A 23,181-nucleotide genomic window follows, 5' to 3' on the forward strand; every position below is an offset into this window, starting at 1 on the left:
ACGCTCCAGTCGCCGCGGGGTTGCCCGGGCGGAGACCGATGTGGAGGCGCAAGCGATCATGAGCACCGCGGAAGGCGGCAGCGCGGCCGGCGCCGGCGTGGAGATCGACGACGTCCAGAGCGGAGCCCTGCGTCCGCGCCCGGTGCCCTATGCGGGAAAGTACGTCTTCCTGCGTGTCGACGACCGCCACGCCGGACGTGCTCTGCTGCGGCGGCTGCTCCCGCTGGCCTCGGGGGGCCTGCCCGCGGCGGACCGGAGCCAGGACGCCTGGGTCGCCGTGGCGTTCACCTGGCAGGGGCTCAGGGCACTCGGGGTGCCCCAGGAGTCGCTGGACAGCTTTCCGCGAGCCTTTCGTGAGGGCATGGCCGCTCGCGCGGAGCTGATCGGCGACGTGGGCGAGAGCGCACCGGCGCGCTGGGAGGCGCCGTTCGGGACCGGGGAGGTGCACATCGCGCTGAGCGCCCTCTCCTCCGATACCGCGCAACTCGACCAGGAGCTGGAGGGGGTCCGCGCCGCCTGCGAGGACACACCCGGGGTCGAGGTGATCTGGCAGCAGGAGGTCCGCCAGCTCCCGACCGGGCGCACGACCTTCGGTTTCCGTGACGGCATCAGCCATCCGAACATCGAGGGCGTCGGACTGCCCGGCTCCAACCCGCAGGAAACGCCCATCAAGGCGGGCGAGTTCATCCTCGGCTACCCCGACGAGACCGGGAACCTGTCGCCCATGCCCACCCCCGACGTCCTGGGGCGCAACGGGACCTACGTGGCCGTGCGCAAGATCCACACCAACGTGGCGGCCTGGCGCCGGTACCTGCGCGCGCACTCCTCCGACGCCGAGGAGGAGGCGCTGCTGGCGGCGAAGATGGTCGGGCGCTGGCCCAGCGGGGCACCGCTCGAGCTGTCGCCGGACCGCGACGATCCGGAACTGGCGGCCGATCCGCACCGCGTCAACAACTTCCTGTACCGGGAGAACGACGACCGGGGGTACCGGTGCCCCGCCGGCGCGCACATCCGGCGCACCAATCCCCGGGACGCCACCATCATCGGCGACGCACGGATGCATCGCCTCATCCGTCGTGGCACCACCTACGGGCCGCCGCTGCCCGAGGGCGTGCTGGAGGACGACGGCGCCGACCGCGGCCTGATCGGAGCGTTCATCGGCGCCCACCTGGAACGACAGTTCGAGTTCATCAAGGCCGAGTGGGTCAACGACGGCAACTTCATCGGCTATCCCGGTGAGCAGGATCCGGTGGCCGGACACCACGGCGGAACCGGCAGCGTCACCATTCCGGAGAAGCCGGTCCGGCGCCGTCTGCAGAACCTGCCCAGCTTCGTCGTCACCCGCGGCGGCGAGTACTGCTTCCTGCCGGGTCTGCGGGCCCTGCACTGGCTCGCCGAGCGGGAGGACTGACGGCAGCCGGGCCGGGAAGTCCGCGATCACGCGCCGCGAGGAGAGGTCGAGTCATGGCAACGCAGTTCGTCCGCTACACGCCTGACGTCGAAGACGAGGACCCGAACTTCGACCAGAACCTGCAGACGGTGATCAAGAAGACCGAGGGGTACATCGCCGAGTCGGTCGGCGCCGGGGGCACCGGACAGGCCCTGCGCGACGCCCACGCCAAGGGCTACGGGCTGGTCCGCGGGGAAGTGGAGATCCTGGACGGGCTGCCCGCCGAGTACGCCCAGGGCATCTACGCGACGCCGGGCACCCACGACGCGCTCATCCGCTTCTCCAACGGCTCGCCGCACGCCGGAGCCGACGCGCGGCTGGGCAGTGCGACCGGACTGGCGCTGAAGATGTTCGGCGTCCCCGGCCCCACCCTGCTGGAAGACGAACCGGACACGGGCACCTTCGACTACGCCAACATCAACGGACCGATCTTCTTCTGCAACACGGTCGAGCACTACCTGTTCATCCAGGAGCTGTTCCTGAACGCGTCGGCCTACTTCTCCCAGGGCCGGCCCGGCGCACATCGCTTCTTCACCGAGTTCGTCACCGGCAAGGGCACCCTGGGCCAGGACGACTGGGCGTGGGACGAGTTCCTCGCCTTCCTGCGGCTGTCGAAGACCCCTCCCGCGAACATACTGCTGTCGAGCTACTGGACGATGGGCGCGGTCCGGCACGGGGACTACATCGCCAAGGTACGCATCACTCCCGACCCGGCCTCCGCCGCCGCGGTGGTCCGGCGCGACATCGACCCGGCCTCGGCGGCAGAGGTCTTCCGGCCGGCTCTCCAGGCCGAGCTGCAGGAGCGCCCCTTCGCCTTCGACATCCAGGTCCAGCTCTGCACCGACCTGGAACGCATGCCGGTGGAGGACACCACCGTGGAGTGGCCCGAGCGGCTCTCGCCGTCCGTCACCGTGGCCAGGCTGCGGCTGCCGCGGCAGGACATCTCCGACCCGGAGAACCTGGAGAAGATGGACGCGCTGTCCTTCACGCCCTGGCGGGTCACCGCCGAGCACAGGCCCCTGGGCAACATCATGCGGGCCCGCAAGGAGGTCTACCGGCGATCCTCCGTCGAGCGCCACAAGCTCAACCGGCAACCGCGCACGGAGCCCCGGAGCGCCGACGAGGTCCTCCCCCGCCCGACGTCGTGAGCAGGTCGCGACGGGTACGGCGAAGGGCCGCATCCCCGGTGCCGGGGATGCGGCCCTGAACCGCTGTGCCCTACCGCCTACTTGCGGATCAGGCTGCGCAGCACGTACTGCATGATGCCGCCGTTGCGGTAGTAGTCGGCCTCACCGGGGGTGTCGATGCGGACGACCGCGTCGAACTCGACACCGGTGTCGGTGGTGACCTTGACCGTGCGCGGCGTGGTGCCGTTGTTCAGCTCCTCGACGCCGGTGAAGGAGAAGGTCTCCTCGCCGGTCAGGCCGAGGGAGGACGCCGACTGGCCCTCCGGGAACTGCAGCGGCAGGACGCCCATGCCGATGAGGTTCGAGCGGTGGATGCGCTCGTACGACTCGGCGATGACGGCCTTGACGCCGAGCAGCGCGGTGCCCTTGGCGGCCCAGTCGCGGGACGAGCCGGAGCCGTACTCCTTGCCCGCGAGGACGACCAGCGGGATGCCCTGCTCGATGTAGTTGCGGGAGGCGTCGTAGATGAACGACACCGGGGCGTCGGCCTGGGTGAAGTCGCGGGTGTAGCCGCCCTCGGTGCCCGGCGCGATCTGGTTGCGCAGGCGGATGTTGGCGAACGTGCCGCGGATCATGACCTCGTGGTTGCCTCGGCGCGAGCCGTACGAGTTGAAGTCACGACGCTCCACACCGTGCTCGGTGAGGTACTTGCCCGCCGGGGTGTCGGCCTTGATCGCACCGGCCGGGGAGATGTGGTCGGTGGTGACCGAGTCGCCGAGCTTGGCCAGGACGCGGGCGCCGGAGATGTCGGAGACCGGCTCCGGCTCCATGCCCATGCCCTCGAAGTACGGGGGCTTGCGGACGTAGGTCGACTCGGTGTCCCACTCGAAGGTGTTGCCGGTGGGGACCGGGAGGGACTGCCACTGGGCGTCGCCGGCGAAGACGTCCTGGTAGGACTTGTTGAACATGTCTTCGCCGATGGCGTTGGCCACGACGTCGTTGACCTCGGCCTCGGAGGGCCAGATGTCCTTCAGGAAGACCGGGTTGCCGTCCTGGTCGGCCCCCAGGGCGTCACGGGTGATGTCCACCTTCATGGAGCCCGCGATGGCGTAGGCGACGACCAGCGGCGGGGACGCCAGGTAGTTCATCTTGACGTCGGGGTTGATGCGGCCCTCGAAGTTCCGGTTGCCGGAGAGGACCGAGGTGACCGCGAGGTCGTGGTCGTTGACGGCCTTGGAGACCTCCTCCGGCAGCGGGCCGGAGTTGCCGATGCAGGTGGTGCAGCCGTAGCCGACGAGGTTGAAGCCGACCTTGTCGAGGTACGGGGTCAGGCCCGCCTTGTCGAAGTAGTCGGTGACGACCTTCGAACCCGGGGCGAGGGTGGTCTTGACCCACGGCTTGCGGGTCAGGCCCTTCTCCACGGCCTTCTTCGCGACGAGCGCGGCGGCGACCATGACGTAGGGGTTCGAGGTGTTGGTGCAGGAGGTGATGGCCGCGACCGTCACCGCACCGTGGTCGATCTCGTACGTCGAGCCGTCGGGGGCGGTCACGGTGACCGGGTTGGACGGGGCGCCGTCGGGGTGGATGGCCGGGGCGTCGGACGCCGGGAAGGACTCCTGGCCCGCCTCGTCCACGGTGTCGACGTAGTTGCGCACGTCCTGCTTGAACTGCTCGGCGGCGTTCGCGAGGACGATGCGGTCCTGCGGGCGCTTCGGGCCGGCGATGGAGGGGACGACCGTCGACAGGTCGAGCTCCAGCTTCTCCGAGAAGTCCGGCTCGGCCTTCGGGTCCAGCCAGAGGCCCTGCTCCTTGGCGTAGGCCTCGACGAGCGCGAGCTGCTGCTCGGAGCGGCCGGTGAGCTTGAGGTACTTGATGGTCTCGTCGTCGATCGGGAAGATCGCGGCGGTGGAGCCGAACTCCGGCGACATGTTGCCGATGGTGGCGCGGTTGGCCAGGGAGGTGGCGGCCACGCCCTCGCCGTAGAACTCGACGAACTTGCCGACCACACCGTGCTTGCGGAGCATCTCGGTGATGGTGAGCACGAGGTCGGTGGCGGTCGTACCCGGCTTCAGCTCACCGGTGAGCTTGAAGCCGACGACGCGCGGGATGAGCATGGAGACCGGCTGGCCGAGCATCGCGGCCTCGGCCTCGATGCCGCCGACGCCCCAGCCGAGGACGCCGAGGCCGTTGACCATGGTGGTGTGCGAGTCGGTGCCGACGAGGGTGTCGGGGTAGGCCTGGCCGTTGCGCACCATGACCGTGCGCGCCAGGTGCTCGATGTTCACCTGGTGGACGATGCCGGTGCCGGGCGGGACGACCTTGAACTCGTCGAAGGCGGTCTGGCCCCAGCGCAGGAACTGGTAGCGCTCCTTGTTGCGGCCGTACTCCAGCTCGACGTTCTGCTTGAAGGCGTCGTTCGTGCCGAACTTGTCGGCGATGACGGAGTGGTCGATGACCAGCTCGGCCGGGGCCAGCGGGTTGATCTTGGCGGGGTCGCCGCCCAGCTCCTTCACGGCCTCACGCATGGTCGCGAGGTCCACGACACAGGGAACGCCGGTGAAGTCCTGCATGATCACGCGGGCCGGCGTGAACTGGATCTCCTGGCTGGGCTGGGCCTGGGAGTCCCAGCCGCCGAGGGCGCGGATGTGGTCGGCGGTGATGTTCGCGCCGTCCTCCGTGCGGAGCAGGTTCTCCAGCAGGACCTTGAGGCTGTACGGCAGGCGGGCCGAGCCCTCCACCTTGTCCAGCCGGAAGATCTCGTACGACTCGTCGCCCACCTGCAGCGTGCTGCGGGCGTCGAAGCTGTTCGCCGACACGACAGTCTCCTTCATTGATGTGCGCGTACCACCGTCAATCGTGCCGCCACCCCGGCCTGGCCGAACCAGTAAGGTCAGGCTAAGTTAGGCGTGCCTTACCAGTGTGGCGGCCACGGTGCGCCTCGGCAGATATCTCGATGTCGAGATAACTCTAGTACATGGGCGCGGCCTGGTCATGCCCAACCCGGCCCGGCGCGCACTCCGGGCCGAGCGGGGCGGCGGTCACCAGCTGCGCTCGGCGTCCATCTTGGCGGGGGCCAGGACCGTCACACGCCCGTGGTCGCCGTACACGGTTCCCCGCCAGCGGGCGAACACCTCGGCGGCCCGGTTCAGCTTGCCGTCCTCCCACACGCCGTAGTCGACCCACACCTCGGCCACCGTACGGCCGTCACTCGCCGGCGTGCGGACGCAGACCCGGTCGACATGGGCCGCGAGGGCGGCATCCCCCTTCGGGGCCGCCGTCTTCAGATAGGCACGGAATTCACGCGTCATCGAGAACCAGCGGTGCGACCCGACCTCCGGCACACTCGCCCCGTCCTCCGCGGTGTCACCCGCGGGCACGCCCTGATCGTCCGTGGTGGTGTCCGGAAGCTCCCGGTCGTCCGTGGTGGTGTCCGGGATCCCCTGGTCGTCACTCGTCGTGTCCGGAAGCCCCTGATCGTCGGATGTGACGTCCGGAAGCTCTTGGTCGTCGGATGTGACGTCCGGAAGCTCCTGGTCGTCGGATGTGACGTCCGGAAGCTCCTGGTCGTCACTCGTCGTGTCCGGGAGTTCCCCGTCGTCGTCCGTGGTGTCCGGAGCCTCCTCGACGGCGCACGCCTTGCCGGCCACGGTCGGTCGCGGAGCCGGCGAGCCGTGCCCCGCCACCCCCGCGCGCTGCGTACCGCAGGAGACGAGCGAGCAGCAGCCGGCGAGCAGCGCGGCGACGAGGTAGCGGCGCGTCCTGGTGTTCATGCGTATCCCCCTTCGGGGACAGAGAGGGGCACGCGTGGGCCGGGGTTGCCCGGGTAACCGTGCGTCATGCGACATCGGACGATGTGCCCGCAATGTTCGGGATGGCGTGCCGCCCGTGCGCCAGGCGGCGCTGACGGATCGTCACCGGCGTCACCCGAATGGTCCCCCTGGCGAGCGCAATCTCATATCTGAGATAGCCTCAACCTCATGTCAGACGACTACCTCGTACGCATCGGCAAGCTCATCCGTGACGCCCGGCAGCACCGGGGCTGGACACAGGCGCAGCTCGCGGAGGCGCTCGGAACCAGCCAGAGCGCGGTGAACCGCATCGAGCGCGGCAACCAGAACATCAGCCTTGAGATGATCGCCCGAATCGGTGAGGCCCTGGACAGCGAGATCGTGTCGCTGGGCTATGCGGGTCCGATGCATCTGCGCGTGGTCGGCGGTCGCCGTCTGTCCGGCGCCATCGACGTGAAGACCAGCAAGAACGCGTGCGTGGCGCTGCTGTGCGCCTCGCTGCTCAACAAGGGGCGCACGGTGCTGCGCCGGGTGGCGCGGATCGAGGAGGTGTACCGCCTGCTGGAGGTACTGAACTCCATCGGCGTGCGCACCCGCTGGATCAACGACGGCGTCGACCTGGAACTCGTCCCGCCCGCCGAGCTGGAGATGACCGCGATCGACGCGGAGGCGGCCGTCCGCACCCGCTCGATCATCATGTTCCTCGGTCCGCTCCTGCACCGCATGGACCACTTCAAGCTGCCGTACGCCGGCGGCTGCGACCTGGGCACCCGGACCATCGAGCCGCACATGATCGCGCTGCGCCGGTTCGGTCTGGACGTCGCCGCCACCGAGGGCCAGTACCACGCCCGGGTGGACCGCTCGGTCCGCCCCGACCGGCCGATCGTGCTGACCGAGCGCGGCGACACGGTGACCGAGAACGCGCTGCTGGCCGCCGCCCGGCACGACGGCGTCACGGTCATCCGCAACGCCTCCTCCAACTACATGGTCCAGGACCTGTGCTTCTTCCTGGAGGCGCTGGGCGTCAAGGTGGAGGGCATCGGCACCACCACGCTCACCGTGCACGGCGTGCCGAACATCGACGCCGACGTCGACTACTCCCCCTCCGAGGACCCGGTCGAGGCGATGAGCCTGCTGGCCGCCGCGGTGGTGACCGAGTCGGAACTGACCGTACGGCGCGTCCCCATCGAGTTCCTGGAGATCGAGCTGGCGGTCCTGGAGGAGATGGGCCTCGACCACGACCGCAGCCCGGAGTACGCCGCGGACAACGGCCGTACGCGCCTGATCGACCTGACGGTCCGGCCCTCCAAGCTGGAGGCGCCGATCGACAAGATCCACCCGATGCCCTTCCCGGGCCTGAACATCGACAACGTCCCGTTCTTCGCGGCCATCGCGGCGGTCGCGCAGGGCAAGACCCTCATCCACGACTGGGTCTACGACAACCGGGCGATCTATCTGACCGACCTCAACCGCCTCGGCGGCCGCCTGCAGCTCCTGGACCCGCACCGGGTGCTGGTCGAGGGCCCGACCCGCTGGCGCGCCGCCGAGATGATGTGCCCGCCGGCCCTGCGGCCCGCGGTGGTCGTCCTGCTGGCGATGATGGCGGCCGAGGGCACGTCGGTGCTGCGCAACGTGTACGTCATCAACCGCGGCTACGAGGATCTCGCCGAGCGCCTGAACTCGATCGGGGCGCAGATCGAGATCTTCCGGGACATCTGAGCCGTACAGGAGACCCGGGCCGCGCGTGTCCCTCCGTGGACGAGTGATCCGCGGAAACCCGCCGCGCGGCGAGGTGACGTTCGTTCGGACCGGCCGCCGAGTTACCGCTCGGCGGCCGGAGCCGCTCCCTGCCCGGCTTTGGGGAGGACCCGCTGCGCGGAACCCCGTCGCCCTGCCGTCCGGCACGAGTGCGAGCGACGCCGCAGCCGATGCGGGTCCGACAGCGTGGACGGCACCGGCAGCTTGCGCAGGCCCCCGGCTCGCACCGTGACCGGGCCGATGCGCCCTCCCCCGCCCCGGATCGGTCCGAGAGCCGCCTCCGCCGGTGATCCGGCGCCCTTCCGCGCGGCGTTCCGCCGGGCGTGACTGCAGATGGGGGACGCCGTTCGGGTGAACCACGGCGGAGCCGTGGCCTGCCGGAATCCAGGGAATACGGAGCCGGAACGCATTTCCCGGAGGGCCGGGGGACGCTTCGAAGTGGCAGCCTGCTCGGTGCCTGTCCACACTGAAACCGGTGGCCGGTGATCAGAAAAAGCCGGCCGGTCATTGGTGACGAACGTCCTCAGGAGATCGAATGGTGGAGCAGTCCTCCGAGGTCCCCATATCCGGACCGGACGAACCTGCCGTCTCCCTGCGCGACAACGGTCCGGTCAGGATAGAGACCGAGAGAAAACTCGCGGAAGTACTGGCCGAGGTCACCGGCGCCGAACGCGTGGCGACAGACAGCCATTTCTTCACCGACCTGGGTGCCAACTCCCTGGTCATGGCGCAATTTTGCGCGCGGCTCAGGAAATTGCCGGAGCTGCCGTCGCCCTCCATGCGCGACATCTACCGGAACCCCACGATCCGGGACCTGACAACGGCTCTCGTGGTGGCCGCTCCGGCTTCTCCCGCCTCTGCGGCTTCGATTTCTCCGGCTTCTTCCCCTTCTTCGGCCCCCGCCCATCCGGATTCCTCCGTTTCTTCGGTCGATCCGGCCGGCTCCGCGTCCGTGTCCCCCGCGGTGGCGGCTCCGGTGCCCCACACCAGCCGGCTGCACCACATGCTGTGCGGCACGCTCCAGCTGCTGGCCTTCCTGGTCTATTCCCTCGTCTCCGGGTTCGTCACCGCCGGGGGGTACCGGTGGGTCTCCTCCGGGTCGGGGGCAGGCGGCATCTACATACGGTCGCTTCTGTTCGGCGGCATCGGTTTCATCGCTCTGTGCACCTTCCCGATCGTCGCGAAATGGCTGCTCGTCGGCCGCTGGAAGCCCCGTGAATTCCCCGTCTGGAGCCTGACGTACCTGCGCTTCTGGCTCGTCAAGGTGCTGCTGCACGCGAATCCGATGGTCTTCCTCGTCGGCACTCCGCTGTACGTGCTGTACCTCCGGGCGCTCGGCGCGCGGATCGGCGGGGGCGTCACGATCCTCTCCCGCTCCGTCCCGGTCTGCACCGACCTGCTGACGATCGGCGCCGGCACGCTCATCCGCAAGGAATCGTTCTTCCTCGGCTACCGGGCGTACGCGGGCCGCATCCAGACAGGCCGGATCACGCTCGGCCGGAACGTGTTCATCGGCGAGAAGACCGTCCTGGACATCGACGCCTCGATGGGCGACGGCGCACAGCTGGGCCATTCCTCCTCGCTGCACCGCGGCCAGGCGGTCCCGGCCGGCGAGCACTGGCACGGCTCCCCCGCGGAGCCCACGCGGATCGACTACGTACGGGTCGCGCCGGCCCCGTGCGGCACCGCCCGCCGGACCTGGTACGGCATCGCCACGCTGCTGCAGCTGCTCTTCCTCTACGTGCCGCTCGCCGTCGGCGGGGTCTACATGCTGTTCACCGAGGTGCCGGCGATCGGCAAGCGGCTCGATCCGGAGACGGCCGTGCTGACCCGGCCGGAGCTGATCCCCGACGCGCTGGCCGTGTCGCTCTGCGTCTTCTTCGGCTTCCTCGTCGTGGGTGCCGCCGCCCTGTACGCCGTGCCGCGGCTGCTGAGCCTGATCGTCGAACCGGACCGGGTCTATCCGCTCTACGGACTCCACTACACGGTGCACCGGCTGGCGGCCCGCCTGACGAACGTCAAATTCTTCGCCTGGCTGTTCGGCGACAGTTCGTACATCGTGTACTACCTCCGCGCACTCGGCTACGACCTGTCGCGGGTCGAGCAGACCGGGTCGAACTTCGGCACGGAAGTCCAGCACGAAACCCCGTTCCTGGTCACCGTCGGCAGCGGAACCATGGTGGCCGACGGGCTTTCCCTGATCAATGCCGAATATTCCAGCACGTCGTTCCGGGTGTCCCGGGTGTCGATCGGACCGCGCAACTTCCTGGGCAACAACATCGCCTATCCGGTGGGCGGCAGAACCGGGGACAACTGTCTTCTCGCGACCAAGGTGATGATCCCCCTCGACGGAGAGATCCGGGAAGGCGTGGGACTTCTCGGTTCGCCGTGTTTCGAGATTCCGCGCTCGGTGGAGCGGGACGCACGGTTCGACCATCTCCGAAAGGGCGACGAGCTGCGCCGTCACCTCGCCGCGAAGAACCGTTACAACCTGCTCTCGATGACGTGGATGCTGTTCGTGCGCTGGCTGCACGTCTTCATGCTCACGCTGCTCGCGCTCACCTCCGTGGACCTGTACGGCGTGGTCGGGCACGTGATGATCGCCGTGTATCTGGCGCTGACCCTCGTGTTCTCCACCGCGTACTACATCCTGGTGGAACGCTGCATGACCTCGTTCCGCCGGCTGCGCCCCCAGCTGTGTTCCATCTACGACCGGAATTTCTGGCTGCACGAACGCCTGTGGAAAATTCCGATCGAGTATCTGAACGTCTTCAACGGAACGCCGTTCAAGAGCCTCATCTGGCGCATGCTGGGCGCGCGCATCGGCCGCAGGGTGTTCGACGACGGCTGCTACATGACCGAGCGGACACTCACCACCGTCGGTGACGAGTGCACCCTCAACGCCGGCACGAAGATCCAGTGCCACTCCCAGGAGGACGGCACGTTCAAGTCCGACGGGACCACGCTCGGCGCCGCCTGCACCCTGGGCGTCGGCGCCCATGTGCACTACGGCGTGACCCTGGGCGACGGCTCGGTGCTGGCCCCCGACTCCTTCCTCATGAAAGGCGAGGAAGTTCCCCCGCACGCGCACTGGGGTGGCAATCCGGCCGCGGACATGCCCGAGGCCGGGGGCTGGTCCCACGGCCCGGACCGGACCGCGGAGACGACCGACGCCACCGCCGCTGCCACGAACTGAGGAAGGCCATCCGATGGGAACGCGCGTGGAAACGGACCGGGAGTTCTGGGGCGCCGTGCTGACCGCCGGCGGCATCACCGCCGTGCCGCGGTGGGTCCGGGAGCCGGTTCCGGGAGCGCTCGTGCAGGAGACGGCCGTACCGGACGACGTGGCGTCCCTGGTGCGCGCGCTGGTGCGCCGCTCCGGGCTGCCGCTCAGCGCGCTGCTGCTGGCGGCGCACGCCAAGGTGCTGGCCGCGCTGTCCGGGGAGTCCGAGGTGGTGACGGGCTACACCGCGGGAGTGCGCGGCGAGCCGCTGCCGTGCCGCCTGACCGTCACCCCGGGGTCCTGGCGCGCGCTGGTGTCGGCCGCCGAACGCGCCGAGGCGGAGGTGCTGGCACACCGGGAGTTCCCGCTGGCGCGGCTGCGGGAGGAACTGGGGGTGACCGAGCCGTCGTACGAGGTCGTGTTCGGTCCTCTGGGTGCCGAGGAGGCCCACGCCGGCGAGGGCGTGCTGGAGGTGCGCTGGTGCGAGCTGGGCGGACGGCTGATGCTGCGGGTGCGGTACCGCACGGACGTGCTGGACGCCGACGGCGCGGCCCGGATCGGCGACTACCACCTGAAGGCGCTCCGGCTGCTGGCGGCCGACCCGGAGGCCGATCACACGCAGCAGAGTCTGCTCTCCGCCGACGAGGTGCGCGAGCAGCTGGAAGGGCTGGCGGGGCCGAGCCGGCCGCTGCCGGAGGCCCGCGTCCACGAACTGTTCGAGCAGCGGGTACGGGCGCACCCGCGGGCGGTGGCCGCGGTGCACGGCGAGCGGCAGTGGACCTACGCGGAGCTGAACGCGCGCGCCAACCGGCTGGCGCGGGCGCTGCTCGCCCGCGGGCTGGGCCGGGAGGACGTGGTCGCCGTCGTCACCGAACGGAACCTGGACTGGCTCGCGGCCACGCTGGCGGTGTTCAAGGCGGGCGGCGCGTACCTGCCGATCGAGCCGCACTTCCCGGCCGGCCGGATCGCGGCGACCCTGTCCCGGGCGGGCTGCCGGCTGGTCCTCACCGAGTCCGGCAGCACCCGGAACCTCGACGAGGCCCTGGCCACCGTGCCGGAGGCGGAGAAGCTGCCGGTCGAGACGGCGTACGCGGAACCGCACGCGGACAGCGATCCCGGCGTGCGGGTCGACGCCGGCCAGCTGGCCTACATCTACTTCACCTCCGGCTCCACCGGCGCGCCCAAGGGCGCGATGTGCGAGCACGCGGGGCTGCTCAACCACCTGCACGCCAAGATCGACGACCTGGGCATCGGCGAGGGGTCCGTGGTGGCGCAGACGGCGCCGCAGTGCTTCGACATCTCGCTCTGGCAGCTGGTGTCCGCGCTGCTGGTCGGCGGGCGGACCCTGCTCGTCGACCAGGACGTGGTCGTGGACGTGGAGCGCTTCGTGGACACGCTGGTGCGCGGCCGGGTCGCCGTGGCCCAACTCGTGCCCTCCTATCTGGAGGTCGTGGTCTCCTACCTGGAGCAGCACCCGCGCGACCTGCCGGACCTGCGGTGCGTGTCGGTGACCGGTGAGGCGCTGAAGCGGGAGCTGGTCCAGCGCTGGTTCGCGCTCCAGCCGGGGATCGGGCTGCTCAACGCCTACGGGCTGACCGAGACCTCGGACGACACCAACCACGAACTCCTGCGCGAGGTGCCCGACCGCGTGCTGCTGGGCCGCGCGGTCAACAACGTGCGTGTCTACGTCGTGGACGAGCACCTGTCGCTGGTCCCCCTGGGCGCCCCCGGACTGATCGCGTTCTCCGGTGTGTGCGTGGGCCGCGGGTACGTCAACGATCCCGAGCGGACCCGTGAGGCGTACCGGACGGACCCGTACCGGCCCGGTGAGCGGCTCTACCTGGGCGGCGACTGGGGCCGCTGGCACCCCGGCGGCAAGCTGGAGTTCCTCGGCCGCCGGGACAACCAGGTCAAGATCCGTGGTTTCCGGATCGAGATCGGCGAGATCGAGAACACCCTGCTCCGGGCGGACGGGGTGCGGGACGGTGCGGTGGTGGTCGCCGAGCGGGGCGGCGGGAACAAGCAGCTGATCGCCTTCTACAGCGGCCGTCGCCAGGAACCGGACGAGCTGCGCGAGGCGCTCGCGGCGGTCCTGCCCGGCTACATGGTCCCCTCGGCCTTCCACTGGCGGGAGAGCCTTCCGCTGACCGGCAACGGCAAGATCGACCGGAAGGCCCTGACGGCCCTGGCCGAGCAGACCGCGCAGGCCCCGCGGGCCGAGCGGGCCGAGCGGACGGCGCCGGCCGTCGCGGCGGGCGGGGAGGCGCTCAGCCCGGCCGAGCGGAGACTGGCGGCGGCCTGGGCCGAACTGCTCGGCGTGCCCGAGGACCACATCGGCCGGACGGACCACTTCTTCGACTCCGGGGGCACCTCCCTGTCGGCGGTGAAGCTCAGCATCGCGCTCGACCGAGCGGTCTCCCTGAAGGACATCACCCGGCATCCGGTCCTCGCCGATCTGGCCGTCCTCCTCGAAGGCGCCGGCCGGCGACGCCCGGAGCTGCTGCAGCCCCTGTCGGCGGCGGGCGGCACGCCGGAGAGCGCGCTGGTGTGCTTCCCCTACGCGGGCGGCAACGCGGTCAACTACCGGCCCATGGCGGCCGCGCTGGCGGGCGGCGGTCCGGCGGTCCTCGCGGTGGACCTGCCCGGTCACGACCTGGCGGCCCACCGTGAGCCGTTCGTGTCGGTCGAGGACGTCGCCCGGCAGGTCGCCGACGAGATCACCGCGCGCGGTCTGACCCGGGTCATGCTGTGGGGCCACTCGTCGGGTGCCGCGCCGGCCCTGGAGACGGCCCGCGTGCTCCAGGAGCGAGGCGTGCGGGTGACGCGGGTGTTCCTGGGCGCGCAGCTGCTCGGCACCGCCGCCGACCGGAGTGCCGCCGTCGCCGAGCTGACCCGCCGGAGCGACGCGGAGATCGCGGCGCGGCTGGCCGAGGACAGCGGCTACCCGGAACTCGCCGAACTGAACGAGCGGCACGCCGAGCACATCGGTGCCGCCTACCGGCACGACTGCGTGTCCGCTCACCGCTACTTCCAGGCGGCCCTGCGGAACCCGCCGGCGGTGAGGCTGTCCGCGCCGGTCTCGGTGGTCGTCGCCGCCGACGACCCGCACACGGCCGGTCACGCCGACCGCCACCGCGACTGGCTGCTGCTGGCCGAGCACGTCGAACTGCACGAGCTGGCCGACGGGGGCCACCACTTCCTCCGCACCCGTCCGGCCGAGGCGGCGCGGGCCGTCCTGAGTGCGGCCGTACCCCTGGCCTCCACCTGAGGCCCGTGCCTCCACCGGACGGGCGACCGAAAGGAACCGAAATGCCGTCCTCATCCTTGGCAGCACCACTCGACGCGGAGCTGCGGCCGGACAAGCCCGCGCTGCTGCGCGTCGATCCCCCGGACGACGCCGTGAGCTGGGCGGCCGAGCACCGCGAGGCGCTGCGCGCGCTGGTCACCGAGCACGGGGCGCTGCTCGTCCGCGGCCTCGGCCTGCGGGAGCCGGACCGGATCGGTGCCGTCTTCGCACGGCTGTCCGGCGGCCTCATGACGGAGCGGGAGGCGTTCGCGCCCCGGGAGGCCCACGGCCCGGGGCTGTACTCCTCCACGCCCTGGCCGGCCAATCAGCCGATGTGCATGCATCACGAGCTGAGCTATCCGCTGGAGGTGCCCGGCCTGCTGCTGTTCGCCTGCCCGACCGCGCCCGAGCAGGGCGGGGCGACGGCGGTGGCCGATGCCGAGCAGGTCCTCAAGGCCCTGCCCGCCGACCTGGCAAGGCGGTTCGAGCAGGAGGGCTGGCTGCTGACCCGCACCTACAACGACGAGATCGGGGCGTCCCTGGCGGAGTCGTTCGGCACCGAGGACCGCGCGGAGATCGAGCGCTACTGCCGGGCCAACGCGATCGACTTCACCTGGCGGCCCGACGGTTCCCTGCACACCGAGCAGCTGCGCAGCGCCGTGGTACGGCATCCGGTCACGGGCAGGCGGTGCTGGTTCAACCAGATCGCCTTCCTCAACGAGTGGACGCTGGCCCCGGAGGTGCGCGAGTACCTGGTGGAGGAGTACGGCGCGGACAACCTGCCGTTCAACACCCGCCACGGCGACGGCACCGCGCTCGGCGAGGACGTCGTCCAGCTCCTCAACAGCGTCTACGAGCAGCACACCCGGCGCGAGCCCTGGCAGGACGGTGACCTGATGCTCGTGGACAACATCCGTACCGCGCACAGCCGGGAGTCCTTCACCGGGGAGCGGCAGGTGCTGGTCGGTCTGGCCGAGCCGCGGCGCCTGGCCGACGGCCGCCCGGCCGAGGAGGCGAGCCGACGATGAGCGATCTGTTGTCCACGGCCCCCCGGTCGGCCGTGCACCACCCGGAACCGGGGCCCACCTTCGCGGTGATCTCCGGCAAGCAGGTGCAGGAGGCGCTCGACGGGCGCGAGAAGGACCTGGTGGAGCTGGTGGCGGCCACCTACCGGCTGCATGGCGCCGGTGACTCGGTCAACCCGCCGTCGTACTTCCTGCGCTTCCCCGACCGTCCGACGGCGCGGATCATCGCACTGCCCGCGTCCATCGGCGGCTCGTCGCGGGTGGACGGCGTGAAGTGGATCTCCAGCTTTCCCGAGAACGTGAGCACCGGGCTCCCCCGGGCCTCCGCGGTGCTGATCCTCAACGACCACGACACGGGCTATCCGTTCGCCTGCCTGGAGAGCGGCGTGATCAGCGCGACCAGGACCGCGGCGTCCGCGGCACTGGCGGCCGACTGGCTCAGCCGTACCCGGGCCCGCCCGACCCGGGTCGGATTCTTCGGCACGGGCCTGATCGCCCGCTACATCCACACCTTCCTGGCCGGCACCGGCTGGACCTTCGACGCCATCGGCGTGCACGACCTGTCCGCCGACAGCACCGCCGGTTTCCGCGGCTATCTGCGCGAGTCCGGCGCCACCGGGAAGATCACCGTCCACGACAGCGCCGAGGACCTCGTCCGCTCCAGCGATCTGGTGGTCTTCGCCACCGTCGCCGGACGGCCCCATGTCACGGTCCCCGGCTGGTTCGACCACAACCCCGTGGTCCTGCACGTGTCCCTGCGCGACCTCGCCCCCGAGGTCCTGCTCGCCTCGGCCAACTTCGTCGACGACGTCGAGCACTGCCTGAAGGCGGACACCTCGCCCCATCTGGTCGAACAGCGCACCGGCAACCGCGACTTCCTCAACGGCACGCTCTACGACGTGATGCTGGGCCGGGCGGCCCCGCCCCACGACCAGCCGGTGATCTTCTCGCCCTTCGGCCTCGGCGTCCTCGACCTGGCCGTCGGCAAGTACGTCTACGACCAAGTGACCCGGGCGGGGGAACTCCGCCTCGTCGACGACTTCTTCCACGATCTGCGCCGGTACGGCTGAGGCCGTTGCCCTCAGCCCTTCAGGAGGCTGCCGTGCCCGTCATCTCCGCTCCCCACGCCTTCAACGAAGGAACTCTCTTCGTCGATCTAGAGTCGATTTTCGGATGCCGCCTCTACCTCAAGTGCGAGGGCTTCAACTTCGCCGGCTCGATCAAACTGAAGGCCGCGAACGAGATGGTGGAGAGCGCCGAGCGGGACGGAACCCTGAGGCCGGATTCCATCCTCGTCGAGTCCTCGTCCGGAAACCTGGGCGTCGCCCTCAGCATGATCGCCGCGAGCAAGGGGCACCGGTTCCTGTGCGTGACCGACTCCCGGTGCAATCTGTCGACCAAACTCCTGATGGAGGCCCTCGGCAGCCAGGTGCACGTGGTGACCGACCTGGACGCCAACGGCGGCTTCCTGGGCACGCGGCTCGAGTACGTCCGTGCGCTGTGCGCGTCCGACGAGCGGTACGTGTGGCTCAGCCAGTACACCAACCCGGGGAACTGGCGGGCCCACTTCCGCACGACGGCGCCGGAGATCGCCGGCCACTTCCCTCGGCTGGACGCGCTGTTCATCGGGACCGGCACCGCCGGGACCCTGATGGGCTGCGCGCGCTACTTCCGCGACTGGCACCGTCCGGTGCGGATCGTCGCCGTGGACAGCGTGGGCTCGGTGGCCTTCGGCGGCGCTCCGGGCCGGCGGATGATCCCCGGCCTCGGCATGAGCATGCGGCCCCCGCTGCTCGACGAGTCGTACGTGGACGAGGTGATACAGGTGGAGGAGGAGGACACCATCCGCACCTGCCACCGTATGGCCAGACGCGGCTTCCTGTTCGGCGGCTCCACGGGGACGGTGGTCAGCGCCGCGACGGACTGGCTGGCCCGCCACGGCACCCCCGACCTCACCGCGGTGGCGATCGCGCCCGACCTCGGCGAGCGCTACCTCGACACGATCTACCAGTCCAACTGGCTCCAGGGCCTGTACGGCGACCACCTGGTCGACTCCGATCCGGTGCCGGAGGAGCCCTGGGACGAGAAGAAGTCCGCGTCCCGGACGCCGAACCGCCGCCGGAGGTCATGACCCGGTCCGGTGGTCCCCGCCTCGCTCAGGTTTCGACGAGGGCGGCGGTCCGGGCCCGCCACGGGATCCGGAAGGCGGTCAGTGTGACGATCAGGGCGGAGGCCGCGACCGTGGCCATGCCCAGGGTCAGGCTCGCCGCGCCCGCCACGAAGCCGATCAGGGCCGGCCCGCCCAGCAGGCCGGTGGTGCCCATCGCGGCGACCAGGGCGAGGGCGTCCGAGCCGCGCTCGGCCGCCGCCACGTAGACGCACGGGGTGACGGCCGCCGCGCCGAGGCCGACGCAGGCGAAGCCGAGCAGCGTGGGGACCACGCCGCCGGCCAGCAGGGCGAGGGCCAGGCCGGCCGCGGCCACGGCGCTGCCGGTGCGGACCACGCGTCCGTCGCCCCAGCGGGTGCGCCAGCGGTCCGCGCACACGCGGGCCAGCAGCATCATCACGGAGACGACCGCGATGCCGAGCGGGGCGACGGACGCCGACGCCTTGACGACGTCCTTCATGTAGAGCGTCGACCAGTCGTTCATCGCCCCCTCGGTGATCGTGCCGAAGGCCATGGCCGCGCCCATGAGGAGGGTCGTGCCGGAGGGGAGGCTGCGGCGGGTGCGCCGCTTCGGCTCGTCCGGGGCCGCGGCCGGCTCCCGGTGTGGCAGCAGGGCCGGGCGGGCGCAGCCGAGCAGGAGCAGCAACAGGGCGCCGGCGACGGTGAAGTGGGCCGCAACGGATCCGGTCAGGGCGGTGACGCCGGAGGCGAGCAGGGCGGCGGCGAGCAGCCCGGCGCTGAAGGTGGCGTGCAGCTGCGACATGGCGGTGCGGTCGTACGCCTTCTCCAGGGCGGCGCCCTGCGCGTTCATGGCGACGTTGAGGCAGCCGACCGCGACGCCGTCGGCGCACACGACGAGCAGCGCGAGGGGGTAGTTCGGTACGGCGGACAGGGCCGCGAGGACGGCGATCAGGGCCGCGGCGGAGGCGAGGGACAGGGCCCGGGAGCCGAGCCGGCGCATCAGGACGGCGACCAGCGGGAAGGAGGCCGCGGCACCGGCCCCGCAGGCCATCAGCAGCAGCCCGATCTCGCCGGCGCCCAGGTCCAGCCGGGTCTTCAGCGCGGGCAGCCGGGAGATCCAGGTGCCGTACTGGAAGCCGAGGAAGCAGAACAGCGCGGCGATGGACCACTTGGCGCGCTGGAAGGACGGGTCGGGCATCACAGGGTCGGGCATCACACGGCCTCCCGGGCCTCGTGCGGTCGGGGGTGCGGGCGGGGTGCGGCGGACACCTGGGCCGACATGTAGACCGCGTCGCTGCCGTAGTCCGGCGGTACGGGGGCGGCCGGGTGGGCGCGGTAGCCGTTGGCGTGCCAGAACGGTTCCTTGCCCGCGACGGCGACCAGGGAGACGGTGGCGAAGCCGCGGGCGCGGGCCGTCTCGGTCAGATGGCGTACCAGCCGGGTGCCGAGCCCCCGGCGCCTGAGCGGCGTGCCGACGACCAGGTCGTGCAGGTGGAGGTTGGTGCTGTGGTGGACGGCCTGTTCCGGGTGGGTCAGGTCGGGGCAGCGGAAGCGGGGGTAGGGCAGGGCGAGGACGTAGCCGGCGAGCCGGCCGTCGAGGTCGAGGACGAAGCAGGTGCCGGCCGAGGCGCGGGCGCGGGAGCGCAGCAGTTCCTCGCCCTCGGCGAGGGAGAGGTCCGCGTACGCCTCGCTCTCCAGGGCGGCCAGCCGCGGCCAGTCGGCCTCGGTGATCCCCCGTATGAGGTCGCTCATGTCAGTGGTGTCCTTCCGGGGCGCGTGTGCATACGCACGGCAGCGGGCGGATGCCGTTGAAGCCCTGGGTCGTGTAGCTCGTCGCGTAGGCGCCGGCGGAGAGGATCCAGACCGGGTCGCCGGAGGCGAGGGCGCGGGGGACGCGCAGCGGGTGCCGGCCGCCGCCGTAGGCGTCGTCGCTGTCGCAGGTGGGGCCCGCGACGACGGCGTGCACGAGGTCGGTGGCGTCGCGGTGGCCGGGGAAGACCAGCCGGTGGGTCACCTGGTCCATCTCGTACAGGCCGTTGAACTTGCCGCAGCTCAGGTACAGCCAGTGCGCGTCCGTGCCGTCGGGCTGCCGGCGCCGGGTGAGCCGGGAGACATGGGCGCGGACGGCTCCGTGGTCGGCGACCAGATGGCGGCCCGGCTCCATGACGAGGTCGAGGGGGGAGGGGGTGAGCGCGGTCAGGCGTTCCATGCCCTCGCGGAGCACGGTGAACATCTTGTCCAGCGGCGGTTCGAGGGGATGGCCGTGCCGGTCGAGGTAGCCGAGCGCGGGCAGGCCGCCGCCGAGGTTGACGTGGTCCGGTGCGATCCCCAGCCCGTCCAGTGCCACGAGCACCTCGGCGAGTGTGTCCAGGGCCTGCTGCCAGGCCTCGCCGGTCATCTGCTGGGAGCCGACGTGGACGGACAGGCCGGCCGGGACGAGGCCGGCCGCGCGGGCCGTGGCCAGGATGCGCACGGCGTCGTCCGGGGCGCAGCCGAACTTGCGGTTCAGGCCCCACAGGGCGCCGTCCCCGCTGGTGGCCAGGCGGCAGAACACCCGGGCGCCGGGGGCGTGCCGGGCGATCGCGGTGACGTCCTCGACGCTGTCGGTGGCGAAGGCGCGGACGCCCAGCCGGTGGGCTTCGGCGATGTCGCGGTCGGACTTGACGGTGTTGCCGTAGTGGACGCGGTCCGCGGGGACGCCGGTGCCGAGGGCCTGCACGATCTCGGCGGGGCTGGCCGCGTCGAAGCCGGCGCCGCGGTCCGCGAGGCACCGCAGGACGTCGTCCACGGGGCAGGCCTTGAGCGCGAAGCGGACCCGGACGCCGGGCAGCTCGGCCTGCAGCCGGTCGTACTGGGCCTCGATGCCGTCGAGGTCGTAGAGGAGGCGGTCGGCGGGGGCGGTGGCCAGTGCGGTGGCCAGCCGCGTGCTGATCTCCACGGTCACCGGTCCTCGGGTGCGAGCGCGGTCCGCCGGGCCGCGTCGACCAGCGCGGGCCAGGCCTCGGCGAGCAGGGCGAAGTCCTCGATGTCCTGTCGGGCCTCGGTCAGCAACCGTTCCCTGCGTCCCGCGAGCCGCTCGGCGAACCGCTCGTAGCGGCCGCCCAGCTTGCGGTAGGCGGTGTCGACCCGGTCCAGGCGCCACACGTTCTCGGCGGGGTCCAGCCAGGTGCTGTCGCGGAGTAACGCGACGATCCGGTCCGCCCGTACGTGCTGGTGGTCGTCGAGGAGCCGCGCGCCCTCGGCGGCCATCCGGTCGTAGACGTGGTGGAAGTACAGCATCGACAGCAGGAACTTCACGAAGCGGGTCTGGTAGGCCAGGAAGCCCGCGTCGGTGCGGCGTTCGGGGGTGTAGAAGTTCTCGATGTGCCGGTTGTGCAGGATACCGGGGAGCGTGGCGTCGTGGACCAGGTGGATGAGGAAGTAGTCGCTGCCGATGGTGTCGGTCGCCGGGGGCAGCGGCATCCGCTCGTAGACGTCGCGGTGGAAGGCGATGTTGCACATGTCGACCCGCATCGGGTCCACGAGGCCCAGGGTGGAGTGGTCGCCGGTGAAGGGGGCGGTGCCCGCTCCGGTGAAGGACTCCTCGACGAGGTCGCGCCGCTGCTCCGGTGACGCGTCGGCGGGTGCCCACAGGCCGACCACGTCCTGGTAGACGCCCTCGTCCAGGTCCCGTATCTCGCCGATGTCGACGGAGAGTTCACCGATGAAGGAGGCTCCGGCCAGGGAGACGGGGCGGTGGGCGTGGGCGGGGTCGAGGTCCGTGCGCGTGACGGCGGGCGACGCCTCGGCGGCCGGGCGGCCCAGCCAGGGCAGTTCGTGGTGGACGGGGAAGACGGACTCGCCGTCCAGGACCTGGTAGGTGCTGTCGGAGTCACGGCGGTGCACCGAGTGGCAGCCGAGCGCGGCGGCGAGCAGGAAGGCGCGGTTGGTGCAGGCGCCGTAGGAGACGGCGGGCGGGAGCATGAGGTGCAGCAGCCGGTCCGGCTCGGGCAGGCCGGCCGTCCGGACGGCCCGGCGCAGGAAGTCCCGCTGGGTCTCCTCGCCGAGGTGGTGGACGCTCACCCCCGGCCGCGGGGGCAGGGCGGCGACCGTGCGGGTGTGCTCGGCCCGGGTGCGGTCGTCGGCGGAGTCCAGGATCAGCAGCCGGACGTCGGCGCCGAACCGGCGGGCGGCGTGGTCGGCTTCGGCGTGCAGGGCGGTGATGGTGGCGGCGCAGGCCCGGTTGGTGGGCAGGGCGAGGCAGATGCGGGGCGGGGCGGGTGCCTGGTTCACGGTGCGGTCCACGAGTCGAGTCCAAGGAGTTTCCGGCCGAGCGGATCGAGTGTCGCGGGACCGTAGCGCAGGGCCTCCGGTTCGCGGGCGTCGCCGAGCAGGGTGGCGTTCCAGTCGGGGGTGGCGAGGGTGCGCCAGGACTGGACGCGGGAGTCGCGCAGGGTGGTGTGCTCTTCCAGCGCGGGCATCATCGACAGGTACTGGACGGCCCGGACAGCGTTGTCGGAGAGGTTCGGTGCCACGCCGTGGGCGAGCGTCCCGTTGAAGATCAGCAGGTCGCCGGCCTGGAGGTCGGGGCGGATCACCGGGAACTCGGCGCGGTCGGTCCCGGGCCGGACGGGGTCGCGGCCGGGCGGCTGGGTGAGGCGCCACTCCTCGAAGCGGCGGAAGAGTTCCGGGGCGCACTGGAAGCCGCCGAGTTCGGGGCGGGTGTCGGTGAGGGCGATGATGCCCTGGACGCGCTGCGGCAGCACGGCGAGGGTGGTGTCGACGTCCCAGTGCAGCTCGATGTCGAAGCCCTCGTCGGTGGGCTCGATCAGGGAGCGGGAACGGGTCAGCTTGTTGGGCGGGTTGAGGTTGAGCCGGTCCAGGGTGACCCACAGTTCCGGGCTGTCCCACACGTCGACGAAGGCGTCGTAGACCCGCTGGTTCTGCCGGCTGTCCCAGATGAGCTGGTGATGGTACGCCTCGACGAAGCCGTAGATGTAGAGGTGCTGGTCGAGTTCGGAGCGGAACCGCGGTTCCTCGTACCAGCTGTCGGGGCGGTCGGGGTCGAGTCCCTGGAACTGCCAGGCGAAGTCGAGGAGGCCCTTGGCCTCGCCGGGGGTGATGGCCTCGCGTACGACGACGTAGCCGTACGTCTGCCAGAAGGCGAAGTCCTCCTCGGACAGCACGCGCAGCGGCTGGGTCTTCTCGATGTCGCGCAGCGGGGTGGGGGCGAGGTAGGTCTCGCCGTCGGCGCTGAAGTAGGGGCGGCCGGTCGCCGCGCGGTGGAGGTAGGGGGCGGGCTCGTGCATGCGTTCACTCCGGGTGATCGGGACGACGGCACCTTGGGGTCGGACGTGAGACATGTGCCGGTGGCATACGCCGGGGCGCGAGAGGGCCACCGGGTTCCCTGATGTGGA

Annotated in this window: 15 protein-coding genes; 8 read left to right on the plus strand and 7 right to left on the minus strand. The window is 71.0% G+C overall.

Going from position 1 to position 23,181, the window contains the following annotated elements; translation table 11 throughout:
* Positions 1–58 precede the first annotated feature (58 nt).
* Positions 59–1,411 carry a Dyp-type peroxidase gene (locus ACZ7KF_RS01405; RefSeq protein WP_471068127.1) on the plus strand — a complete coding sequence of 451 codons (1,353 nt, stop codon included), beginning with the start codon at positions 59–61 and terminating at the stop codon, positions 1,409–1,411.
* Positions 1,412–1,464: 53 nt separating this feature from the next.
* Entirely contained in the window at positions 1,465–2,598 is a 1,134-nt protein-coding gene (locus tag ACZ7KF_RS01410; protein ID WP_471068130.1) for a catalase family protein, read from the plus strand.
* A 77-nt stretch (positions 2,599–2,675) separates the two neighbouring features.
* On the opposite strand, the gene acnA is transcribed toward ACZ7KF_RS01410, so the two are convergent.
* Both acnA and ACZ7KF_RS01420 read right to left on the minus strand, forming a co-directional pair.
* The gene (gene acnA, locus ACZ7KF_RS01415; RefSeq protein ID WP_471068132.1) at positions 2,676–5,393 is read right to left on the minus strand and encodes an aconitate hydratase AcnA; all 2,718 of its coding nucleotides are present in this window, start codon (positions 5,391–5,393) and stop codon (positions 2,676–2,678) included.
* Positions 5,394–5,615: 222 nt separating this feature from the next.
* The gene (locus ACZ7KF_RS01420) at positions 5,616–6,347 is read right to left on the minus strand and encodes a hypothetical protein (RefSeq protein WP_471068134.1); all 732 of its coding nucleotides are present in this window, start codon (positions 6,345–6,347) and stop codon (positions 5,616–5,618) included.
* A gap of 207 nt (positions 6,348–6,554) precedes the next feature.
* On the opposite strand from ACZ7KF_RS01420, the gene ACZ7KF_RS01425 reads away from it, so the two are divergent.
* The 6 genes from ACZ7KF_RS01425 (at position 6,555) to sbnA (ending at position 17,788) form a co-directional block, all read left to right on the plus strand.
* Positions 6,555–8,084, plus strand: coding sequence for a helix-turn-helix domain-containing protein (locus ACZ7KF_RS01425; RefSeq protein WP_471068136.1), 1,530 nt, complete (start codon positions 6,555–6,557; stop codon positions 8,082–8,084).
* A gap of 574 nt (positions 8,085–8,658) precedes the next feature.
* Positions 8,659–11,319 (plus strand): Pls/PosA family non-ribosomal peptide synthetase, encoded by a 2,661-nt coding sequence (locus ACZ7KF_RS01430; RefSeq protein WP_471068139.1) that lies wholly within the window; start codon positions 8,659–8,661, stop codon positions 11,317–11,319.
* A 13-nt stretch (positions 11,320–11,332) separates the two neighbouring features.
* Positions 11,333–14,614, plus strand: coding sequence for a non-ribosomal peptide synthetase (locus ACZ7KF_RS01435; RefSeq protein ID WP_471068142.1), 3,282 nt, complete (start codon positions 11,333–11,335; stop codon positions 14,612–14,614).
* A gap of 41 nt (positions 14,615–14,655) precedes the next feature.
* A complete protein-coding gene (locus ACZ7KF_RS01440; RefSeq protein ID WP_471068144.1) occupies positions 14,656–15,660 on the plus strand; it encodes a TauD/TfdA family dioxygenase in 1,005 nt (334 codons plus the stop codon).
* The gene (gene sbnB / locus ACZ7KF_RS01445; RefSeq protein ID WP_471068147.1) at positions 15,657–16,727 is read left to right on the plus strand and encodes a 2,3-diaminopropionate biosynthesis protein SbnB; all 1,071 of its coding nucleotides are present in this window, start codon (positions 15,657–15,659) and stop codon (positions 16,725–16,727) included. Before ACZ7KF_RS01440 ends, sbnB begins: the two co-directional genes overlap by 4 nt.
* Before the next feature lie 32 nt (positions 16,728–16,759).
* Positions 16,760–17,788 carry a 2,3-diaminopropionate biosynthesis protein SbnA gene (gene sbnA / locus ACZ7KF_RS01450; RefSeq protein ID WP_471068150.1) on the plus strand — a complete coding sequence of 343 codons (1,029 nt, stop codon included), beginning with the start codon at positions 16,760–16,762 and terminating at the stop codon, positions 17,786–17,788.
* 25 nt (positions 17,789–17,813) lie between these two features.
* Here the strand turns inward: sbnA and ACZ7KF_RS01455 are convergent, their stop codons facing one another.
* Genes ACZ7KF_RS01455 through ACZ7KF_RS01475 form a run of 5 tightly spaced genes read right to left on the minus strand, consistent with a single transcriptional unit; the run spans position 17,814 to position 23,073 of the window.
* Positions 17,814–18,998: an MFS transporter gene (locus ACZ7KF_RS01455; protein ID WP_471068153.1), complete on the minus strand. Its 1,185-nt coding sequence runs from the start codon at positions 18,996–18,998 to the stop codon at positions 17,814–17,816.
* Positions 18,998–19,537: a GNAT family N-acetyltransferase gene (locus tag ACZ7KF_RS01460; RefSeq protein WP_471068156.1), complete on the minus strand. Its 540-nt coding sequence runs from the start codon at positions 19,535–19,537 to the stop codon at positions 18,998–19,000. Before ACZ7KF_RS01460 ends, ACZ7KF_RS01455 begins: the two co-directional genes overlap by 1 nt.
* A 1-nt stretch (position 19,538) precedes the next feature.
* Complete coding sequence (locus ACZ7KF_RS01465; protein WP_471068158.1) at positions 19,539–20,729, minus strand: type III PLP-dependent enzyme; 1,191 nt, start codon at positions 20,727–20,729, stop codon at positions 19,539–19,541.
* Complete coding sequence (locus ACZ7KF_RS01470; RefSeq protein WP_471068161.1) at positions 20,726–22,069, minus strand: DUF6271 family protein; 1,344 nt, start codon at positions 22,067–22,069, stop codon at positions 20,726–20,728. Before ACZ7KF_RS01470 ends, ACZ7KF_RS01465 begins: the two co-directional genes overlap by 4 nt.
* Positions 22,054–23,073, minus strand: a complete 1,020-nt coding sequence (locus ACZ7KF_RS01475) for a phytanoyl-CoA dioxygenase family protein (protein WP_471068164.1) — start codon at positions 23,071–23,073, stop codon at positions 22,054–22,056. The genes ACZ7KF_RS01470 and ACZ7KF_RS01475 overlap by 16 nt, the downstream gene beginning before the upstream one ends.
* Between the last annotated feature and the right edge of the window lie 108 nt (positions 23,074–23,181).

This window comes from Streptomyces sp. NPDC038200 (assembly GCF_055600785.1).